Source organism: Chromobacterium sp. FG22, assembly GCF_057809415.1.
Genome location: NZ_JBMDJX010000003.1, coordinates 89329 through 104410, shown reverse-complemented (window position 1 = coordinate 104410; position 15082 = coordinate 89329). Strand labels below are relative to the sequence as shown.

Genomic DNA, 15082 nt, shown 5'->3' with positions numbered 1-15082 from the left:
GCTTCCCTGAGGAAGCTTTTTTTACGTCCTTGCGCTCTTGGGTTTCAACCCACTTGCAAGAGCTCCACTTCGAACACCAGGGTGGCGTTGGGCGGGATCACGCCGCCGGCGCCGCGCGCGCCGTAGCCGAGCTCGGCCGGGATGGTCAGCTTGCGCTTGCCGCCCACTTTCATGCCGACCACGCCCTGGTCCCAGCCCTTGATCACATAACCGTCGCCCAGCGGGAAGCTGAACGGCTGGAAGCGGTCCTTGCTGGAATCGAACTTGGTGCCGTCGGTCAGCCAGCCGGTGTAATGCACGGTGACTTCCTGGCCGATGACGGCTTCGGCGCCGTCGCCTATCGCCAGTTCTTCGATAATCAGTTCGCTCATGATATGTCCTTGTCGCGCAAGCGCTGAATGAGGCCCGGCCCGGCGGCGCGGAAGGCGGCGCTCGCCAAGGGCCGTGGCAATCGCGGGATTATAGCAGCCGGACGGCCGGCTTGTGTTTTACGACGCGTGGCGTATAACGGTAAGGATGCGGGGCTGCCTCGCATCGTATCCTTGAGGGGGACTTGTCATGGACGCGACTCACGATATCCCGCGCGACCGCCCGGTTGCGCGCAGGGTGGAAACCTCCCGGCCGTTGCAATGGCTGAAAAAAGGCTTCCGCGACTTTCAAAAAGCCCCGGCCGACTGCCTGTTTTACGGCGCGGTTTTCGTGTTGATGGGGTATTTGCTGACCTTGTACTCCGAGCACTCTCCTGAACTGATCATCACCTTCGCCACCATCTTCCTGTTGGCCGGCCCCTTCCTGGCGATAGGCCTGTACGACATCGCCAAGCAGATGGAGGCTTTCGACGGCCATGGCAGGGTCAAGCTGGCGCACAGCATGGCGGCCTGGCGCGTCAATCTGCCTGCCTTCACCTTGTACGCGGCCTTGCTGGCGGTGCTGGTGTTCGGCTGGTTCCGGGTGTCCTTGCTGATGTTCGCGCTGTTCTACGACACCGCGGCCTTGCCGTCCTTGAACGACATCGTGGCCAACGCTTTCAACCCGGACAATGTCGTCTTCCTGGTGGCCTATTTCGCGGTGGGCTTTGTGTTCGCTCAGGTGGTGTTCTCGGTCAGCGTGGTCTCCATTCCCTTGATGCTGGATAAGGAAGTGGACACCGTCACCGCGATGATCGCCAGCGTGCAGGCGGTGTTGAAGAATGTGCTGACGATGGGGATATGGGCGGCTATCATTGTGGCCTTGAGCGCGGTGGGCTTTGTGACCTATTTCCTGGGCCTGATCATCATCATGCCGGTGCTGGCGCTGGCCAGCTGGCATGCTTACCGCGATTTGATCACCTTTGAGAGATGACTGAATAGCTGATGACCCACTCCGTCGTGTTTCTTGACCGGGACAGCTTGCCTGTCCCGGTTCCGCTTTTGCCGTTCCCGTCCGAATATCACGAGTTCCCCTCCACCAGCGTCGAAGACGCGGCGATGAACTGTTCGGGAGCGGACATTGTTATCACCAACAAGGTGCCGCTGCGGCGGGAAACCCTGGAGCAACTGCCCGGCCTGAAGCTGGTGGCGATCGCCGCCACCGGTTACAACCACGTCGATCTGGACGCCTGTCGCGACTTGGGCATCGCGGTGTGCAATATTCGCCATTACGGCGACGACACCGTGGCCGAACACGCCTTGACCCTGATGCTGGCCCTGGCCAAGAACCTGCCGGCCTACCAGCGCGACGTCGCCGCGGGGGTGTGGCAGCAGTCGCGGCAGTTCTGCCATTTCGGCGCGCCGATCCGAGATTTGCGCGGCGCGACCCTGGGCATCGTCGGCGCGGGGGGCATCGGCCTGCGCTTAGCGGAGCTGGCCGGCGCGCTTGGCATGCAGGTGATGTTCGTCGAACGCAAAGGCGCCAAGGAAGTGCGTTCCGGGCATGTGGCTTTTGCCGAGGCCCTGGCGCAGGCCGATGTGATTTCGCTGCATTGTCCGTTGACCGAGGACACCCGGGACCTGATCGCCCAGCCGGAATTGATCGTGATGAAGCCGGGTGCCTTGTTGATCAATACCGCGCGCGGTGGCCTGGTCAACGAGGAAGATCTGGTGGCCGCGCTCAAGTATGGGCAGTTGGGCGGCGCCGGTTTCGACGTTCTGAGCGAAGAGCCGCCGGTTCACGGCAATCCCTTGCTGAAAACCCGCTTGCCCAATCTGATCGTCACCCCTCATATCGGCTGGGCCAGCCGGCAGGCGATGGAGCGTTTGGCCGCGCAGCTGGTGGACAATATCGCCGCTTTCGTAGCGGGCATCGAGCGCAATCGTTTGTTGTGAGTTTGGGGCGTCAAGCCGGCGTAGGCCGGCTTTTTTGGCGGCGTATTTTAAATTATATATTCATATAAATGATTGGATATTTTATTTATTGTTAACTGTTAAAAAACTATTTGCATTTTGTTTATTGTGAGAATAGCATGAGGAGGCTCTTCTGGCTTTGCCAGTACGAGCTGCCCCGCTTGATCGCCGTGGAGGGTTTCCCCCCACGGCTCTTTTTTTGCCTGTTTCGCGGCCATGCAAAACGCCCGGCGGAACCGGGCGTTGGGCTTGAGTCGGCGTCTGCCGGACGTGCGGCGTCAGTCCGGGACGTCGTTGGGGTTGATGCGAGGCTGTTCCTCCGCCCCCATGCCCAGCTTGCCGCGAATACAGCCGATGTAGCGGTTCACGTCTGGACCGCCGCCATGGCGCTGAGCGTGCCAGATCATTTCGCCCAGACAGTCCATCATCGCGTGTTGCGCCTGATGCTCGCTGCCCAGGCGCAGCGCCAGCTGCGCGTACAGAGAGCGGATGCCGAAGGGCTGGTCTATGGAGCGCTGTTCCTCAATCGCCACATGCAGGCCCAGATGCAGGAAGGGATTGCTCTGGCCCATTTCCGGCGTCCACTCCTGTTCCATATACTGTTCCGGCCGATCCAGAATGGCGTGATACTCCGGGTGGTCTATAAGAATGGGGAGCACCAGTTTTTCCAGGTCGGACAGGTCCGTTCCGGATTTGGATTTCTGCCAGGTGTCGAAGAAGAAGCGCCGGGCGTCCTGCCGGCTGGGATTGAACAACATCGGATAGTGCCTGAGTGGATTCTCGGGAGCGCTCATTATACGAGACGGAGGTGGCCATGACCACGCTTTACGACTTCTCCGCCGCGCGCATAGACGGCAGCGAACAGCCGCTGTCGGCGTACGCCGGCCAAGTGGCGCTAGTGGTGAATACCGCCAGCGAGTGCGGCTACACCCGGCAATACGCCGGCTTGCAGGACTTGCAGCATAGTCTGGGCGGCCGCGGTCTGGCGGTGCTGGGTTTCCCCTGCAATCAGTTCGGCGGCCAGGAGCCGGGTGACGAGGCCGAGATCGAGCGTTTTTGCCGGACGCGTTTCGAGGTGGATTTCCCTCTGTTCGCCAAGGTGGAAGTCAACGGGCCGCGCGCCCATCCGCTGTGGCGTTGGCTGACCCAGGCGGATTCCACCCACCCGCACCCGGTGAAGTGGAACTTCACCAAATTCCTGATCGACGCCAGGGGCAGGGTGGTCAAGCGCTACGAGCCGGCGGTGGAGCCGCATGAATTGCTGGAGGATATCGAGGCCTTGCTGCCTAAAGGCGGCTGAGACCCGCCGCTGGCGGCGGGTCCGGGCGGACATCAGCGCCGGCGGAAAATCACGTCCCACACGCCGTGGCCCAGCTTGATGCCGCGGGCTTCGAACTTGGTCAGCGGGCGGTAGTCCGGGCGCGGCGCGTAGCCGTCGGCGGTGTTGACCAGCTGAGGCTGGCCGCTGAACACCTCCATGATCTGCAGCGCGTAGTCTTCCCAGTCGGTGGCGGCGTGCAGATAGCCGCCCGGCTTGAGCTTGGCGACCAGCTTCTCCACCAGCGGGGCCTGAATCAGGCGGCGCTTGTTGTGGCGCTTCTTGTGCCAGGGGTCGGGGAAGAAAATATGCACGCCGTCCAGGCTACCGTCGGCCAGCATGTGGTCCAGCACTTCCACCGCGTCGTGGCGGATGATACGCAGATTGCTCAATTCCTTTTCCGCGATCAGCTTGCACAGATTGCCGACGCCGGGCGAATGCACTTCCACGCCCAGGTAGTCCTGAGCCGGATTGGCGGCGGCGATTTCGGCGGTGGCGCCGCCCATGCCGAAGCCGATTTCCAGGATCTTGGGCGCGGCGCGGCCGAAGGCCTGCTCCAGATCGATGCGCTCGGGGCGGTATTCGATGCCCCAGCGCGGCATGCCTTCGTCCATCGCGCGTTGCTGGCCGGGAGACAGATGGCCTTGGCGCAGCACGAAGCTGCGGATGGCGCGTTGAAATGCCGGATTTTCCATAGAGAAGCCTGCTTAAAAACTCAAAAAAACCGCGATGTTACCGAATCTTGGCCGCCGAAGCGAGCGCGGCGGCGATGCGCTCCGGCGCTTGGGCCAGCGCCGCCAGGTAGTCGGCGGTGTCGGGCCAGCGGGGAGCCGGCAGCAATTCCCGGCGCAAGCGCCGGTTGCTAAGCCGTCTGGACTCCATCATATAAGACCATAGACCAGCGGAGACCCGGGCGCGGACCTCCTCCCGCGGCAACAGGGGCGGCAAGGTCAGGTCCAGCGCGGCGGCCAGCCGGCGATACCATTCGCTGATCGGCAGCGGCTGATCGTCGCTGGCGTTGAATACGCGCGGACCGCCGCGGCATTGCAGCAAGGCGGCCACGCAGGCGGCGGCGAGGTCGTCGGCGTGGATGTGATTGCTCCAGCTGTCCTCCTCCGGCCGGATCAGCGGCGTTTGCGAGGCGAAGCGGCTCAGCGGCAGGCGGTCGTCGGCGTAGATGCCCGGCGCGCGCAGCACCGTCAACTGGCAGCCGTGGGCGGCGGCGAAGCCGCGCAAGCAGGTTTCCGCGTCCAGGCGGCGCCAGGCGCGGTCATTGTGCGGGCGGAGGCGGGCGCCTTCGTCCAGCAAAGCCCCGTCGGCATTGCCGTACACGCCGCTGGTGCTGATATAGACTAGACGCTGTGGTATCCTGCAACCTTTTGCCAACGCAGACAACAACTTGCGCATGCGCAAGTCCTTGCGGCCGATTTCCTGGGGGGGAGCGGTCAGCAGCAGATCGTCGGCCAGGCCGGCCAAACGGCGCAAAGCGCGGGGGTCGTCCAGATCGCCCCGGATGGGCGTGACGCCCTGGCGGCGCAGCGCTTCCGCGCTAGCGTTGGAACGGCACAGCGCCAGCACCCGCCAGCGGCGGGTCAGTTCCGGCAGGGCGCGGCGCGCGACATCGCCGGCGCCGATGATCATTAAGGTTCGCATGATGCGCATTTTAGCCAGATATTGAGTAGAGGAAACAGATGACAGCGCAGGTGAAAGTGCTCCCCAGCGGGCATACATTTGGCGTCGAGCCGCATGAAACCGTATTGGAAGCGGCGTTGCGCCAGGGTGTGGGCCTGCCTTACGGCTGCCGCGACGGCGCGTGCGGCGCCTGCAAAGGCAAGGTGGTGGAAGGCGAAGTGAGCCAGGACGGTTTCCAGGAAAAGGCCTTGACCGAGGCCGAACGCGCCCAGGGCATGGCGCTGTTCTGTTGCGCCCGCCCCAAGGGCGACATCGCCATCGAGGCGCGCGAAGTGGCCGGCGCCGGCGACATCCAGATCAAGACCTTGCCGTGCCGCGTAGAGAAAATCGAAAAAATCCACGACGTGGCGGTGCTCAAGCTCAAGCTGCCGGTGTCCGAGCGCTTGCAGTTCAAGGCAGGCCAATACATCGACATCCTGATGAAGGACGGCAAGAAGCGCAGTTTCTCCATCGCTAACGCGCCGCATGACGACGCTTTCCTGGAACTGCATATCCGCAATCAGCCGGGCGGCTCTTTTTCCGAGTATGTGTTCAGTCAGATGAAGGAGCGCGAGATCATGCGCTTCAAAGGCCCGCTGGGCTCTTTCTTCCTGCGCGAGGACTCCGACAAGCCCATTCTCTTCGTGGCCAGCGGCACCGGCTTCGCGCCGGTCAAGGGCATCATCGAGCACGCGATTCATAGCGGCATCCAGCGCGAGATGGTGTTCTACTGGGGCGCGCGCGCCAAGGCGGATCTTTACATGGCGGATCTGGCCGGCGCCTGGCAGGCGCAGCATCCCAACATCACCTTCATCCCCGTGCTGTCCGACGCGCTGCCGGGCGACGAGTGGGCGGGCCGCACTGGTTTTGTTCACCAGGCGGTGCTGGAGGATTTCGACGATCTGGCCGGCTATCAGGTTTACGCCTGCGGCGCGCCGCTGATGGTGGAGGCCGCGCACGGCAGCTTCACCCGCGAGCGCGGCTTGCCGGAAGACGAGTTCTTCTCCGACGCCTTCTTCCTGTCCAAGGACATGGGCGGCAGCAAGTGAACACGCCGGCGAGACAGGGATGACGTAAGCCGATTTTTTCAGCTGAACTGATTTGAACTGTATCGCCTGACGCACAACTGTAATGATATAAGTTGCTGATTTTTAGGAAATGAGCCCTTGGCGCGAGCCAGGGGCTTTTTATTTGTCTTGCATCAAACTTGGGGGTCATGCCATTTGATTTGCGTCAATGGACGGGCCGCCCAACTGGCTAAGATGAGGATCAAGAAACCTATATGGGGCGTGGCCCCGGAAAAGGAGTGGCGATGGAACTTCTGACTCTTCTTCTTTCCGACGATGTCGGCATTTTAAGCTTGGTGACCATTGTGGTGACCACCTTGGTGGTGCTGGGCGCTCTGGTGGCGATTTTCAAGAACGTGAAAAAACCGGAGTGAGCGCCTGGGCAAACAGGATGTGTTTATCCTCTTGATGTGTGTGTTGGTGGATGCGGTGGTGGGCCGCATCCACTTTTTTTTTGCCCGCAATTGCCGTGGCCGCCTGCCTTATTCTCCGTCTCCTCTCTCCATCTTTATCTCACTGCTTCTTTGTCCCGTCTCTTTTGGCCGTTTGCGGCTCTTCTCTATTGGACGCGTTCAGACAATCTGATATTGCGTTTTATTTTTAATAAAAATTAAATACAAAATTAATTAAATGTTTTGTGCGCAGCACAATTGTTAGTTCTGCCAATTGTGCCTGGGGCTTCTATAAAGCTTTTGTTCTAATGTCGGGATGGGGCGAATGGAGCGGGAGGACGCTATTTGACGCAGGTCAAACGGATGTTCGACTGTTCTGGCGATCACTAAATCCGGGGTATACCATTGTCTCAGATGATAAGAATTTAATTATATAACAACAGATTTGCAGGTTAATGTACTCTCACGGAGAACGAAAATGTCTACGGAAACTGAAACCCAAGGCGGCGGCGCTCCCAAGCTCAAGCTTGGCGCGCTGACCGCTCTGGTGGTGGGCTCCATGATCGGCGGCGGCATCTTCTCGCTACCGCAGAACATGGCGGCGGGCGCCGGAGCCGGCGCCATCTTGATCGGTTGGGTGATTACCTTCTTCGGGATGTTGACTCTGGCATTCGCCTTTCAGATGCTGGCCAATCGCAAACCGGAAGTGGAGGGCGGCGTCTACGGCTACGCCAAGGCGGGTTTCGGCAACTATATGGGCTTCAACTCGGCCTGGGGTTACTGGATTTCGGCCTGGATCGGCAACGTATCCTACTTTGTGGTGATGTTCTCGGCGCTGGCCTTCTGGTTCCCGGTGTTCGGCGAAGGCAATACCACCACCGCCATCGTCTGCGCGTCCATTCTGTTGTGGGCCTTGCACTTCCTGGTGTTGCGCGGCGTGCACGGCGCGGCCTTCATCAACACCATCACCACCGTGGCCAAACTGGTGCCGCTGGCGCTGTTCATCCTGCTGGTCATTTTCGCCTTCAAAGTGGATACCTTTAATCTGGACTTCTGGGGCTCGGCCAAACTCGGCTCGGTCGTCGATCAAGTCAAGAGCACCATGTTGGTGACGGTATGGGTGTTCATCGGCATCGAAGGCGCGTCGATGTTCTCCAGCCGTGCGGAAAACATGAAAGAAGTGGGCAAGGCCACCGTGATCGGCTTCCTGCTGACCATCGCCCTGCTGGTTGCGGTATCGGTGCTGTCGCTGGGCGTGATGTCGCAAACTGAACTGGCCGCGCTGAAGAACCCGTCCACCGCCTATGTGCTGGAAAAAGCCATCGGCCCCTGGGGCGCCAATCTGATGAACGCCGGTCTGGTGATCTCGGTGGGCGGCGCGCTGCTGGCCTGGACGCTGCTGGCTTCCGAAGCGCCCTACCTGGCGGGCAAAGACGGCGTGATGCCCAAAGTGTTCGGCACCACCAACGCCAATGGCTCCCCGGCCGCCTCGCTGTGGCTGACCAACGGCCTGATCCAACTGTTCCTGATCATCACGCTGTTCAGTTCCGCGGGCTACCTGGCGCTGCTGTCGCTGGCCACCTCGATGATTCTGATTCCTTACCTGTTGTGCTCCGGCTACGCCTTGCTGGTGGCCAAGCGCGGCGAGGGCTACGCCCAGGGCGAATCCAGCGGCAAAGAGTTCAGCATCGCCGCCGTCGCCTCGGTCTACGGTGTCTGGCTGATCTACGCCGCCGGTCTGAAGTATCTGTTCCTGTCCATGGTGCTGTACGCCCCGGGCCTGCTGTTCTACCTGTGGGCTCGCAAGGAACGCGGCGAGAAAGCGTTCACCGGCGCCGAGGCGGTACTGGCTGCACTGATTGTAGTGGCGGGCTTGTTCGCCGCCTACGAACTGGCAACCGGAGCGCTGACGCTCTAAGCCGGAACCTTGTAAGAAGATTACCGGAGGCGCGCGAGATCCACGGGCCTCCACCAGCTCCCCCAATATCATTAAGGAGTTTGTCATGACCAAGTTTGGTGTTCATTCCGAGTGCGGCAAGTTGCGAACTGTGATGGTGTGCCGTCCCGGCCTGGCGCATAAGCGCCTGACCCCGGACAACTGCCACGGCCTGTTGTTCGATGACGTGATCTGGGTGGAACGCGCACAGAAAGACCATGCTTACATGGTTGAGCAAATGCGCTCCCGCGGCATCGAAGTGGTGGAGGTGCACGACGCGCTGGCCAAGGTCTTGGACGACAAAGCTTCCCGTGCCTGGATCCTGGACCGCAAGGTCAAGGCCGACAACGTAGGTATCGGCATGTTGCGCGATCTGCGCAGCTGGCTGGACGAAATGCCGTCTTCGCAACTGGCCGAGCATCTGGTGGGCGGCATCGCCAAATTCGAACTGCCGTTCGACCCGAAAGGCCTGTTCGGCGGCTACCTGGACCAATCCGAATTCGTGCTGCCGCCGGTGCCGAACAGCCTGTTCCAGCGCGACCCGTCTTGCTGGATTTATGAAGGCGTGACGCTGAACCCGATGTACTGGCCGGCGCGTCGTCAGGAAACCCTGATCCTGCAATCCATCTACAAATTCCACCCGATGTTCGCCGGCAAGGTGAAAGTATGGTGGGGCGATTGCGACCAGGAGCACGGCCCGGCCACGCTGGAAGGCGGCGACGTAATGCCTATCGGCAACGGCGTGGTCCTGATCGGCATGGGCGAGCGCACCAGCCCGCAGGCGGTGGTGCAAGTGGCCAAGCGCGTGCTGGGCAAGGAAGGCGGCGCCACTCGCGTGATCGCTTGCCAGATGCCGAAGTCCCGCGCGGCGATGCACCTGGATACCGTGTTCAGCTTCCTCGACATCGATCTCTTGTCGCTGTTCCCGGACGTGGTGGACGACATCACTTGCACCAGCATGTACGTTGGCGACCGCGAGGGCGAAATCCGCTTCGAACGCCACGAAGGCGTGCATCTGGTGGAAGTGGTGCGCCAGGCGCTGGGTCTCAAGGAAATCCGCGTGATCCAGACCGGCGGCGACGCCTACCAGCGCGAACGCGAACAGTGGGACGACGGCAACAACGTGGTGGCGCTGGATCGCCGCGTGGTGGTGGCCTACGACCGCAACACCTACACCAACCGCCTGATGCGCGAGCATGGCGTGGAAGTGATCGAGATCCCGGCTTCCGAGCTGGGCCGCGGCCGCGGCGGCGGTCACTGCATGACCTGCCCGATCACTCGCGACGAAGTGAAACTGTAATTCAGCTGTAGTGTCCCGGCCGCAGGCGCGGCCGGGAGGAAAACCCAAGATTCATGTGCAAAAAGACAGGTTGACCGCCGGTTTCCCCGGAAACGACGGCCGGCTTGCCCAGACTCTAATCAGGAGCAATATCATGGCTTTCAATCTGCGCAACCGTAACTTCCTCCGCATGCTGGACTTCACCCCGCGCGAAATCCGCTACATGCTCGACCTGGCCCGCGACCTGAAGCGCGCCAAGTACACCGGCACCGAACAGCAGCACCTGAAGGGCAAAAACATCGCCCTGATCTTTGAAAAAACCTCCACCCGCACCCGCTGCGCGTTTGAAGTGGCTTGCTACGACCAGGGCGCCAACGTGACTTACCTTGGGCCGTCCGGTTCGCAAATCGGCATCAAGGAATCGATGAAGGACACCGCCCGCGTGTTGGGCCGCATGTACGACGCGATCGAATACCGCGGCTTCGACCAGCACATGGTGGAAACCGAGCTGGCCAAGTTCGCCGGCGTGCCGGTATACAACGGTCTGACCGATGAATGGCACCCGACCCAGATGCTGGCCGACGTGCTGACCATGTGGGAAAACAGCGACAAGCCCATCTCCCAGATCAGCTACACCTATCTGGGCGACGCCCGCAACAATATGGGCAACTCCTTGCTGGTGATCGGCGCCAAACTGGGCATGGACGTGCGCATCGGCGCGCCCAAGCACCTGTGGCCGACCGACGAACTGGTGGCTCAGTGCCGCGAAATCGCCGCCAAGACCGGCGCGCGCATCACGCTGACCGAGGACGCCAAAGCGGCGGTCAAGGGCACCGACTTCATCCACACCGACGTATGGGTATCCATGGGCGAGCCGGCCGAAGTCTGGGCCGAACGCATCAAGCTGCTGAAGCCTTACCAAGTGAACGCCGCGTTGATGGCCGCCGCCGAGAACCTGCAAGTGAAGTTCATGCACTGCCTGCCGGCCTACCACAACAGCGAAACCAAGGTGGGCAAGGAAATCGCCGCGCAATATCCGGACCTGGCCAACGGTATCGAAGTGACTGAGGACGTGTTCGAGTCCGAAGCTTGCATCGCTTTCGAACAGGCCGAAAACCGCATGCACACCATCAAGGCCATCCTGGTGGCCACGCTGGGCGATTGATCCGGCCCTAGGCATCCCTAGCTGCACTTTGCCGGCCAAGGCTTCCCTGACCGGGAACCTTGGCCGGTTTCACATCAAGCACGCGGCTCGCCGTCGCAGACGGCGGGCGCGGCAATAGCGAGGAATAGAATATGCGAGTCGTCGTAGCTCTGGGCGGCAATGCCCTGCAACGTCGCGGCGAGGCCATGACCGCCGACAACCAGCGCGCCAACGTCAAAGTGGCCGCCGAACAACTGGCCGGCGTGACCCGGCTGGGCCACAACCTGGTGATGTGCCACGGCAACGGGCCGCAAGTGGGCCTGCTGGGCCTGCAGAACGACGCCTACGCCCGCCACGTGGACGAAAAAGTGACGCCCTATCCGCTGGACGTGCTGGGCGCGCAGACCGAAGGCATGATCGGCTACATGGTTGAGCAGGAACTGGGCAATGTGCTGCCCTTCGAAGTGCCGATCGCCACCATCCTGACCCAGACCGAAGTGGACGCCAAGGACCCGGCCTTCAAGAATCCGACCAAATTCGTCGGCCCGGTTTACAGCAAGGAAGAGGCGGACAAGCTGGCCGCGGAAAAAGGCTGGACGGTGAAGGCCGACGGCGAATACTTCCGCCGCGTGGTGCCCAGCCCGAAACCGAAGCGCATCTTCGAAATGCGCCCGATCAAGTGGCTGATCGAAAAAGGCGTGGTGGTGATCGCCGCCGGCGGCGGCGGCATCCCCACCATGTACGAGGGCGACAAGCTGGTGGGCGTGGAAGCGGTGATCGACAAGGATCTGGCTTCCGCCTTGCTGGCGCGTGAAATCGGCGCCGATTACTTCGTGATCGCCACCGACGTGAAGAGCGTATTCATCGGTTGGGGCACGCCGGAAGCCAAGGCGATCAAGCAGGCGCATCCGGACGAGATGGACAAACTGGGTTTCGCCGCCGGCTCGATGGGCCCGAAAGTGGAGGCGGCTTGCGAGTTTGCCCGTCTGACCGGCAAGAAGGCTGTGATCGGCGCGCTGGAAGACATCGAGAAAATCGTCAAGGGCGAGGCCGGCACGGTGATCTCCACCGAGCAGGCCGGCATCAGCTGGTATTGATGCCGTTTGTGCTTAGCCAAGCGTCAAGGGCTGCCGTCAGGCAGCCCTTTTTTATTGGCGGCGTCTAGCCCAGCAGCTTGCCGCGGTGCTGGCGGAGGAGGTCCTGCCCGGCTTGATAGCCGATCTGGTAGAGCTGGGACAGATTGGAGTGCGACCAGTCCAGCTCCTCCGCGCGGCGTTGCGGGTCAATCAGCTGGTCGAACTGGATCTTCAGCACCTCGGTGCGCGGCCGGCCTTGCTCGTCCTTATTGTGCAAGGCTTCGAACAGTTTCAGGTCGTCGCGCGCGATTTCGGTCAGCGGGGTGATGATGGATTGCACCCAGGCGTCGTAAAGGCCGCGCGGCGGATGCAGGAGCCGGTCGCTGCCCAGCACATCGAACACCAGGGTGTAGTCGATGTGAGGATGATCGCGGAACAATTGCTTGAAGTTCAGCGTGTCTATGGCCGCGCCTTCGATGTAATCGCCGTCGGCCAGCGGATACGGCGGGTAGATGAAGGGAAAGGACAGCGCGGCCAGGAAGTGTTCATGACCGATCTCGCTCTTGTCCCAGCAACGCATCTCGCCGCGGCTGATGTTGTAGGCGTTCAGGTAGAACTGCGGCGCAATGGTCTTGAGGCGGTCGAAATCCACGATCTCCTCGATGAAGGGCACGTGCGCGCACAGGCCTTGGCTGTTGGGGCCCAGATCGCTGGGGCAGAGCGTGGCCAGCAGCAGCGATGTCCAGTCGGCCAGCAGACGCTGCCAAGGCCCTTGATCGGCCTGTTGTTGAATGCTCTGCAACAGGGGGTTCTGGCTTTGCCAGCTGCGCCACAGGTCGGCGGCCGGGCCGGGTTTGTTGAACACCTTGTAGTTGATCGGCAGCAGCCGGTAGATCGGATCGGATACGCCGAGATCGGCCAGCCGGCGCAAATTGTCCAGCGGCGAGCCCTTGCGCGGCGCCGCGTACAAGAGGCCGACGATGGCGCCGGCGCCGGAGGTGGAGATGATGTCGAATTCGACGCCGGCCTCCATCAGTGCGACCAGCGCGCCGGCCATCAAGGTTGCGTTGGGCGCGCCGCCGCCCAAGACCAGCGCGATGCTGGGCCTGTTTGCTTTTGCCATCGGAGTCCTCGTCGAGAGAGTGGCCGGTTGTTGCAACCGGTTGGGAGTATGATTTAGTTCAATGTCATTGTTGCTGTTGAATTATGGATGCCAAGGCGTATTTTGCAACGCAATATGGTGTCAGTAATGACATTCTGATTTGTTGCGAGAAAGCCGCAGTGGCAGTGATTTGTCATTGGGTAATGAAAGATACCTTGCGGTACAAGGTAGTGGTTTGTATAGTGCAATCACAAGCAGATCGATGCCTTGGTCCGTCTAGCTATCTTGCAATGCAAGGTAGTTGGGTGGAAAGAACCGGGCGGTTTCAAGGAAGGCAAGATGAAAACCCAGTTGAAGAAGGGGACCCTGGACATGTGCGTATTGGCGGTATTGGCCCAGTCCGACAGCTATGCCTACGAATTGGTCAGCACTTTGTCGCGCACGATGGAAATCAGCGAAGGGACGATCTATCCGTTGATGCGTAGGCTGCAGAATGAATCCTGGGTCAGCACCTATCTGGTGGAGTCGGCGTCCGGGCCGTCGCGTAAATATTACACGCTGACCGAGGCGGGCAAACGGGAGTTGGAATTGATGCGGCGCGAGTGGCAGGAATTCGTCAGCGAAGTGGACAGCGTGCTGAGCCGCCTGCCGGCGGCCGGCCAGCCGGGAGAACAACAAGCATGAACCGCAAAGCGTTTTTGGCGCAATTGGAACAGGCCCTGGCGGGGATGCCGGCCGAGGAAATCCGTGAAATCGTCGCCGACTACCAAGAGTACTTCAGCGACGCGCAAGAAGCCGGCCGCGACGAGGACGAGGTGGTCGCCGCCCTGGGCAGTCCGCAGAAGCTGGCCAAGGAACTGAAGGCGCAGGCGCATTACCGCCAATGGGAAAGCCATCGTTCCTTCGGCAATTTGATGAGGGTGGTGGCTTCGGTCGCCGGCCTGGGCGTGCTGAACTTCTTCCTGGCGCTGCCCTTCATGATCTACCTGCTATGCCTGTCCATAGGCTATATGGTGTCCGGCAGCCTGTTGATCGCCGGCGTGGCGCTGGTGGCGGCCTGGGGCGGCAACAGCCTGTTCGGCTGGCCGGAACTGGAGCCCAGCCTGTCGCCCGAGAACGGCAAGATCGAGTTCAAGCTTCAAGCCGACGGGGAGCCGGTCCACGGCGTGAGCCTGAAGCAGGGGAGGCTGTTGCTGAGGCTGGAGGAGGATGAAACCGCCAGCCTGAAGTTGCGTAGCGGAGAGCCGGTCAGGGTCAGCTACGACGGCGGCGAGTTGAAAGTGGACGCCAGCAATCCGGCGGCGCGGCAAACGATCAAACGCGAGGGCGAACGCTCCGTCAGTCTGGAGCGCGGCCAGCTGAGCGCGCTGACGCTGGTTTCGGACGGCGGCGACAGCATGGTGCTGGCGCAGGATGGGGATGGCCGTTCGCTGCGTTGGCGGATGATCTCGGCGCAGGCTTCCGCCGCCGTAGGCGAAGCCGGAGAAGCCGGCGATCTGGTGTTGAACGACGGCGAGAGCTCGCTGGTGATCAAGGATAACCGGCTGTCGCTGAAGGACGGCAAGGACCATATCGAGATCGACGGCATTCCGGGCTTGTCGCTGCAGGGCTCGGCGGCGGTCAGCGGTCTGGTGCTGTTATTGGTTGGCGGATTGGGGCTGGTGTTCTGCGTATGGCTGACGCGGCTGACCTGGCGCGGGCTGGTGCGTTACGTCCGTTATCAGATCGACTTGGTGGCGGGCAGGGGCTTGGGCGGCAACGTGGTGTGAGGAGTGG

At 61.4% G+C, this 15082-nt stretch carries 16 protein-coding genes; 11 read left to right on the top strand and 5 right to left on the bottom strand.

Annotation, left to right across the window (positions count from 1 at the left end; translation table 11 throughout):
• Positions 1 to 44: 44 nt before the first annotated feature.
• Entirely contained in the window at positions 45 to 371 is a 327-nt protein-coding gene (locus tag ACODSD_RS04065) for an FKBP-type peptidyl-prolyl cis-trans isomerase (RefSeq protein ID WP_199225927.1), read from the bottom strand.
• Between the two features lie 187 nt (positions 372 to 558).
• Between ACODSD_RS04065 and ACODSD_RS04060 the strand changes: the two genes are divergently transcribed.
• Both ACODSD_RS04060 and ACODSD_RS04055 read left to right on the top strand, forming a co-directional pair.
• Complete coding sequence (locus ACODSD_RS04060) at positions 559 to 1341, top strand: DUF2189 domain-containing protein (protein ID WP_107800548.1); 783 nt, start codon at positions 559 to 561, stop codon at positions 1339 to 1341.
• 11 nt (positions 1342 to 1352) lie between these two features.
• Complete coding sequence (locus tag ACODSD_RS04055; protein ID WP_227104906.1) at positions 1353 to 2303, top strand: D-2-hydroxyacid dehydrogenase; 951 nt, start codon at positions 1353 to 1355, stop codon at positions 2301 to 2303.
• A 296-nt stretch (positions 2304 to 2599) separates the two neighbouring features.
• Here ACODSD_RS04055 and ACODSD_RS04050 read toward each other — a convergent pair whose 3' ends face one another.
• Positions 2600 to 3079: a DUF1841 family protein gene (locus ACODSD_RS04050; RefSeq protein ID WP_199225926.1), complete on the bottom strand. Its 480-nt coding sequence runs from the start codon at positions 3077 to 3079 to the stop codon at positions 2600 to 2602.
• 56 nt (positions 3080 to 3135) lie between these two features.
• Here ACODSD_RS04050 and ACODSD_RS04045 point away from each other — a divergent pair, with 56 nt between their 5' ends.
• On the top strand, positions 3136 to 3621 hold the full coding sequence (locus ACODSD_RS04045) for a glutathione peroxidase (protein WP_227104904.1): 486 nt from the start codon (positions 3136 to 3138) through the stop codon (positions 3619 to 3621).
• Between the two features lie 32 nt (positions 3622 to 3653).
• Here ACODSD_RS04045 and trmB read toward each other — a convergent pair whose 3' ends face one another.
• On the bottom strand, positions 3654 to 4334 hold the full coding sequence (trmB, locus tag ACODSD_RS04040) for a tRNA (guanosine(46)-N7)-methyltransferase TrmB (RefSeq protein WP_107800545.1): 681 nt from the start codon (positions 4332 to 4334) through the stop codon (positions 3654 to 3656).
• A gap of 37 nt (positions 4335 to 4371) precedes the next feature.
• Positions 4372 to 5292 (bottom strand): NAD-dependent epimerase/dehydratase family protein, encoded by a 921-nt coding sequence (locus tag ACODSD_RS04035; protein WP_253313731.1) that lies wholly within the window; start codon positions 5290 to 5292, stop codon positions 4372 to 4374.
• A 38-nt stretch (positions 5293 to 5330) separates the two neighbouring features.
• Between ACODSD_RS04035 and ACODSD_RS04030 the strand changes: the two genes are divergently transcribed.
• From ACODSD_RS04030 to arcC, 6 genes are all read left to right on the top strand, one after another.
• Positions 5331 to 6359: a CDP-6-deoxy-delta-3,4-glucoseen reductase gene (locus tag ACODSD_RS04030; protein ID WP_107800544.1), complete on the top strand. Its 1029-nt coding sequence runs from the start codon at positions 5331 to 5333 to the stop codon at positions 6357 to 6359.
• A 263-nt stretch (positions 6360 to 6622) separates the two neighbouring features.
• On the top strand, positions 6623 to 6751 hold the full coding sequence (locus ACODSD_RS04025; RefSeq protein ID WP_019103856.1) for a DUF3149 domain-containing protein: 129 nt from the start codon (positions 6623 to 6625) through the stop codon (positions 6749 to 6751).
• A gap of 496 nt (positions 6752 to 7247) precedes the next feature.
• Positions 7248 to 8687 (top strand): arginine-ornithine antiporter, encoded by a 1440-nt coding sequence (gene arcD, locus ACODSD_RS04020; RefSeq protein ID WP_107800543.1) that lies wholly within the window; start codon positions 7248 to 7250, stop codon positions 8685 to 8687.
• A gap of 85 nt (positions 8688 to 8772) precedes the next feature.
• The gene (locus ACODSD_RS04015) at positions 8773 to 10005 is read left to right on the top strand and encodes an arginine deiminase (protein WP_043637845.1); all 1233 of its coding nucleotides are present in this window, start codon (positions 8773 to 8775) and stop codon (positions 10003 to 10005) included.
• A 133-nt stretch (positions 10006 to 10138) separates the two neighbouring features.
• Positions 10139 to 11149 (top strand): ornithine carbamoyltransferase, encoded by a 1011-nt coding sequence (locus ACODSD_RS04010; RefSeq protein ID WP_048409588.1) that lies wholly within the window; start codon positions 10139 to 10141, stop codon positions 11147 to 11149.
• 131 nt (positions 11150 to 11280) lie between these two features.
• Complete coding sequence (arcC, locus tag ACODSD_RS04005) at positions 11281 to 12225, top strand: carbamate kinase (RefSeq protein WP_488876832.1); 945 nt, start codon at positions 11281 to 11283, stop codon at positions 12223 to 12225.
• Between the two features lie 64 nt (positions 12226 to 12289).
• On the opposite strand, the gene ACODSD_RS04000 is transcribed toward arcC, so the two are convergent.
• Positions 12290 to 13327: a patatin-like phospholipase family protein gene (locus tag ACODSD_RS04000; RefSeq protein WP_107800541.1), complete on the bottom strand. Its 1038-nt coding sequence runs from the start codon at positions 13325 to 13327 to the stop codon at positions 12290 to 12292.
• 318 nt (positions 13328 to 13645) lie between these two features.
• On the opposite strand from ACODSD_RS04000, the gene ACODSD_RS03995 reads away from it, so the two are divergent.
• Together ACODSD_RS03995 and ACODSD_RS03990 are read left to right on the top strand one after the other, a co-directional pair.
• Positions 13646 to 13990 carry a PadR family transcriptional regulator gene (locus tag ACODSD_RS03995; protein ID WP_107800540.1) on the top strand — a complete coding sequence of 115 codons (345 nt, stop codon included), beginning with the start codon at positions 13646 to 13648 and terminating at the stop codon, positions 13988 to 13990.
• Positions 13987 to 15075 carry a DUF1700 domain-containing protein gene (locus tag ACODSD_RS03990; protein WP_488876831.1) on the top strand — a complete coding sequence of 363 codons (1089 nt, stop codon included), beginning with the start codon at positions 13987 to 13989 and terminating at the stop codon, positions 15073 to 15075. The genes ACODSD_RS03995 and ACODSD_RS03990 overlap by 4 nt, the downstream gene beginning before the upstream one ends.
• The last annotated feature ends 7 nt before the right edge of the window (positions 15076 to 15082 follow it).

Coding starts and splice junctions, on each gene's coding strand:
- trmB (WP_107800545.1), bottom strand. CDS start 4,334: ATGGAAAATCCGGCATTTCAACGCGCCATCCGCAGCTTCGTGCTGCGC.
- arcC (WP_488876832.1), top strand. CDS start 11,281: ATGCGAGTCGTCGTAGCTCTGGGCGGCAATGCCCTGCAACGTCGCGGC.
- ACODSD_RS04000 (WP_107800541.1), bottom strand. CDS start 13,327: ATGGCAAAAGCAAACAGGCCCAGCATCGCGCTGGTCTTGGGCGGCGGC.
- ACODSD_RS04025 (WP_019103856.1), top strand. CDS start 6,623: ATGGAACTTCTGACTCTTCTTCTTTCCGACGATGTCGGCATTTTAAGC.
- ACODSD_RS04035 (WP_253313731.1), bottom strand. CDS start 5,292: ATGCGAACCTTAATGATCATCGGCGCCGGCGATGTCGCGCGCCGCGCC.
- ACODSD_RS04030 (WP_107800544.1), top strand. CDS start 5,331: ATGACAGCGCAGGTGAAAGTGCTCCCCAGCGGGCATACATTTGGCGTC.
- ACODSD_RS04015 (WP_043637845.1), top strand. CDS start 8,773: ATGACCAAGTTTGGTGTTCATTCCGAGTGCGGCAAGTTGCGAACTGTG.
- ACODSD_RS03995 (WP_107800540.1), top strand. CDS start 13,646: ATGAAAACCCAGTTGAAGAAGGGGACCCTGGACATGTGCGTATTGGCG.
- ACODSD_RS04055 (WP_227104906.1), top strand. CDS start 1,353: ATGACCCACTCCGTCGTGTTTCTTGACCGGGACAGCTTGCCTGTCCCG.
- arcD (WP_107800543.1), top strand. CDS start 7,248: ATGTCTACGGAAACTGAAACCCAAGGCGGCGGCGCTCCCAAGCTCAAG.
- ACODSD_RS04065 (WP_199225927.1), bottom strand. CDS start 371: ATGAGCGAACTGATTATCGAAGAACTGGCGATAGGCGACGGCGCCGAA.
- ACODSD_RS04050 (WP_199225926.1), bottom strand. CDS start 3,079: ATGTTGTTCAATCCCAGCCGGCAGGACGCCCGGCGCTTCTTCTTCGAC.
- ACODSD_RS04010 (WP_048409588.1), top strand. CDS start 10,139: ATGGCTTTCAATCTGCGCAACCGTAACTTCCTCCGCATGCTGGACTTC.
- ACODSD_RS04060 (WP_107800548.1), top strand. CDS start 559: ATGGACGCGACTCACGATATCCCGCGCGACCGCCCGGTTGCGCGCAGG.
- ACODSD_RS04045 (WP_227104904.1), top strand. CDS start 3,136: ATGACCACGCTTTACGACTTCTCCGCCGCGCGCATAGACGGCAGCGAA.
- ACODSD_RS03990 (WP_488876831.1), top strand. CDS start 13,987: ATGAACCGCAAAGCGTTTTTGGCGCAATTGGAACAGGCCCTGGCGGGG.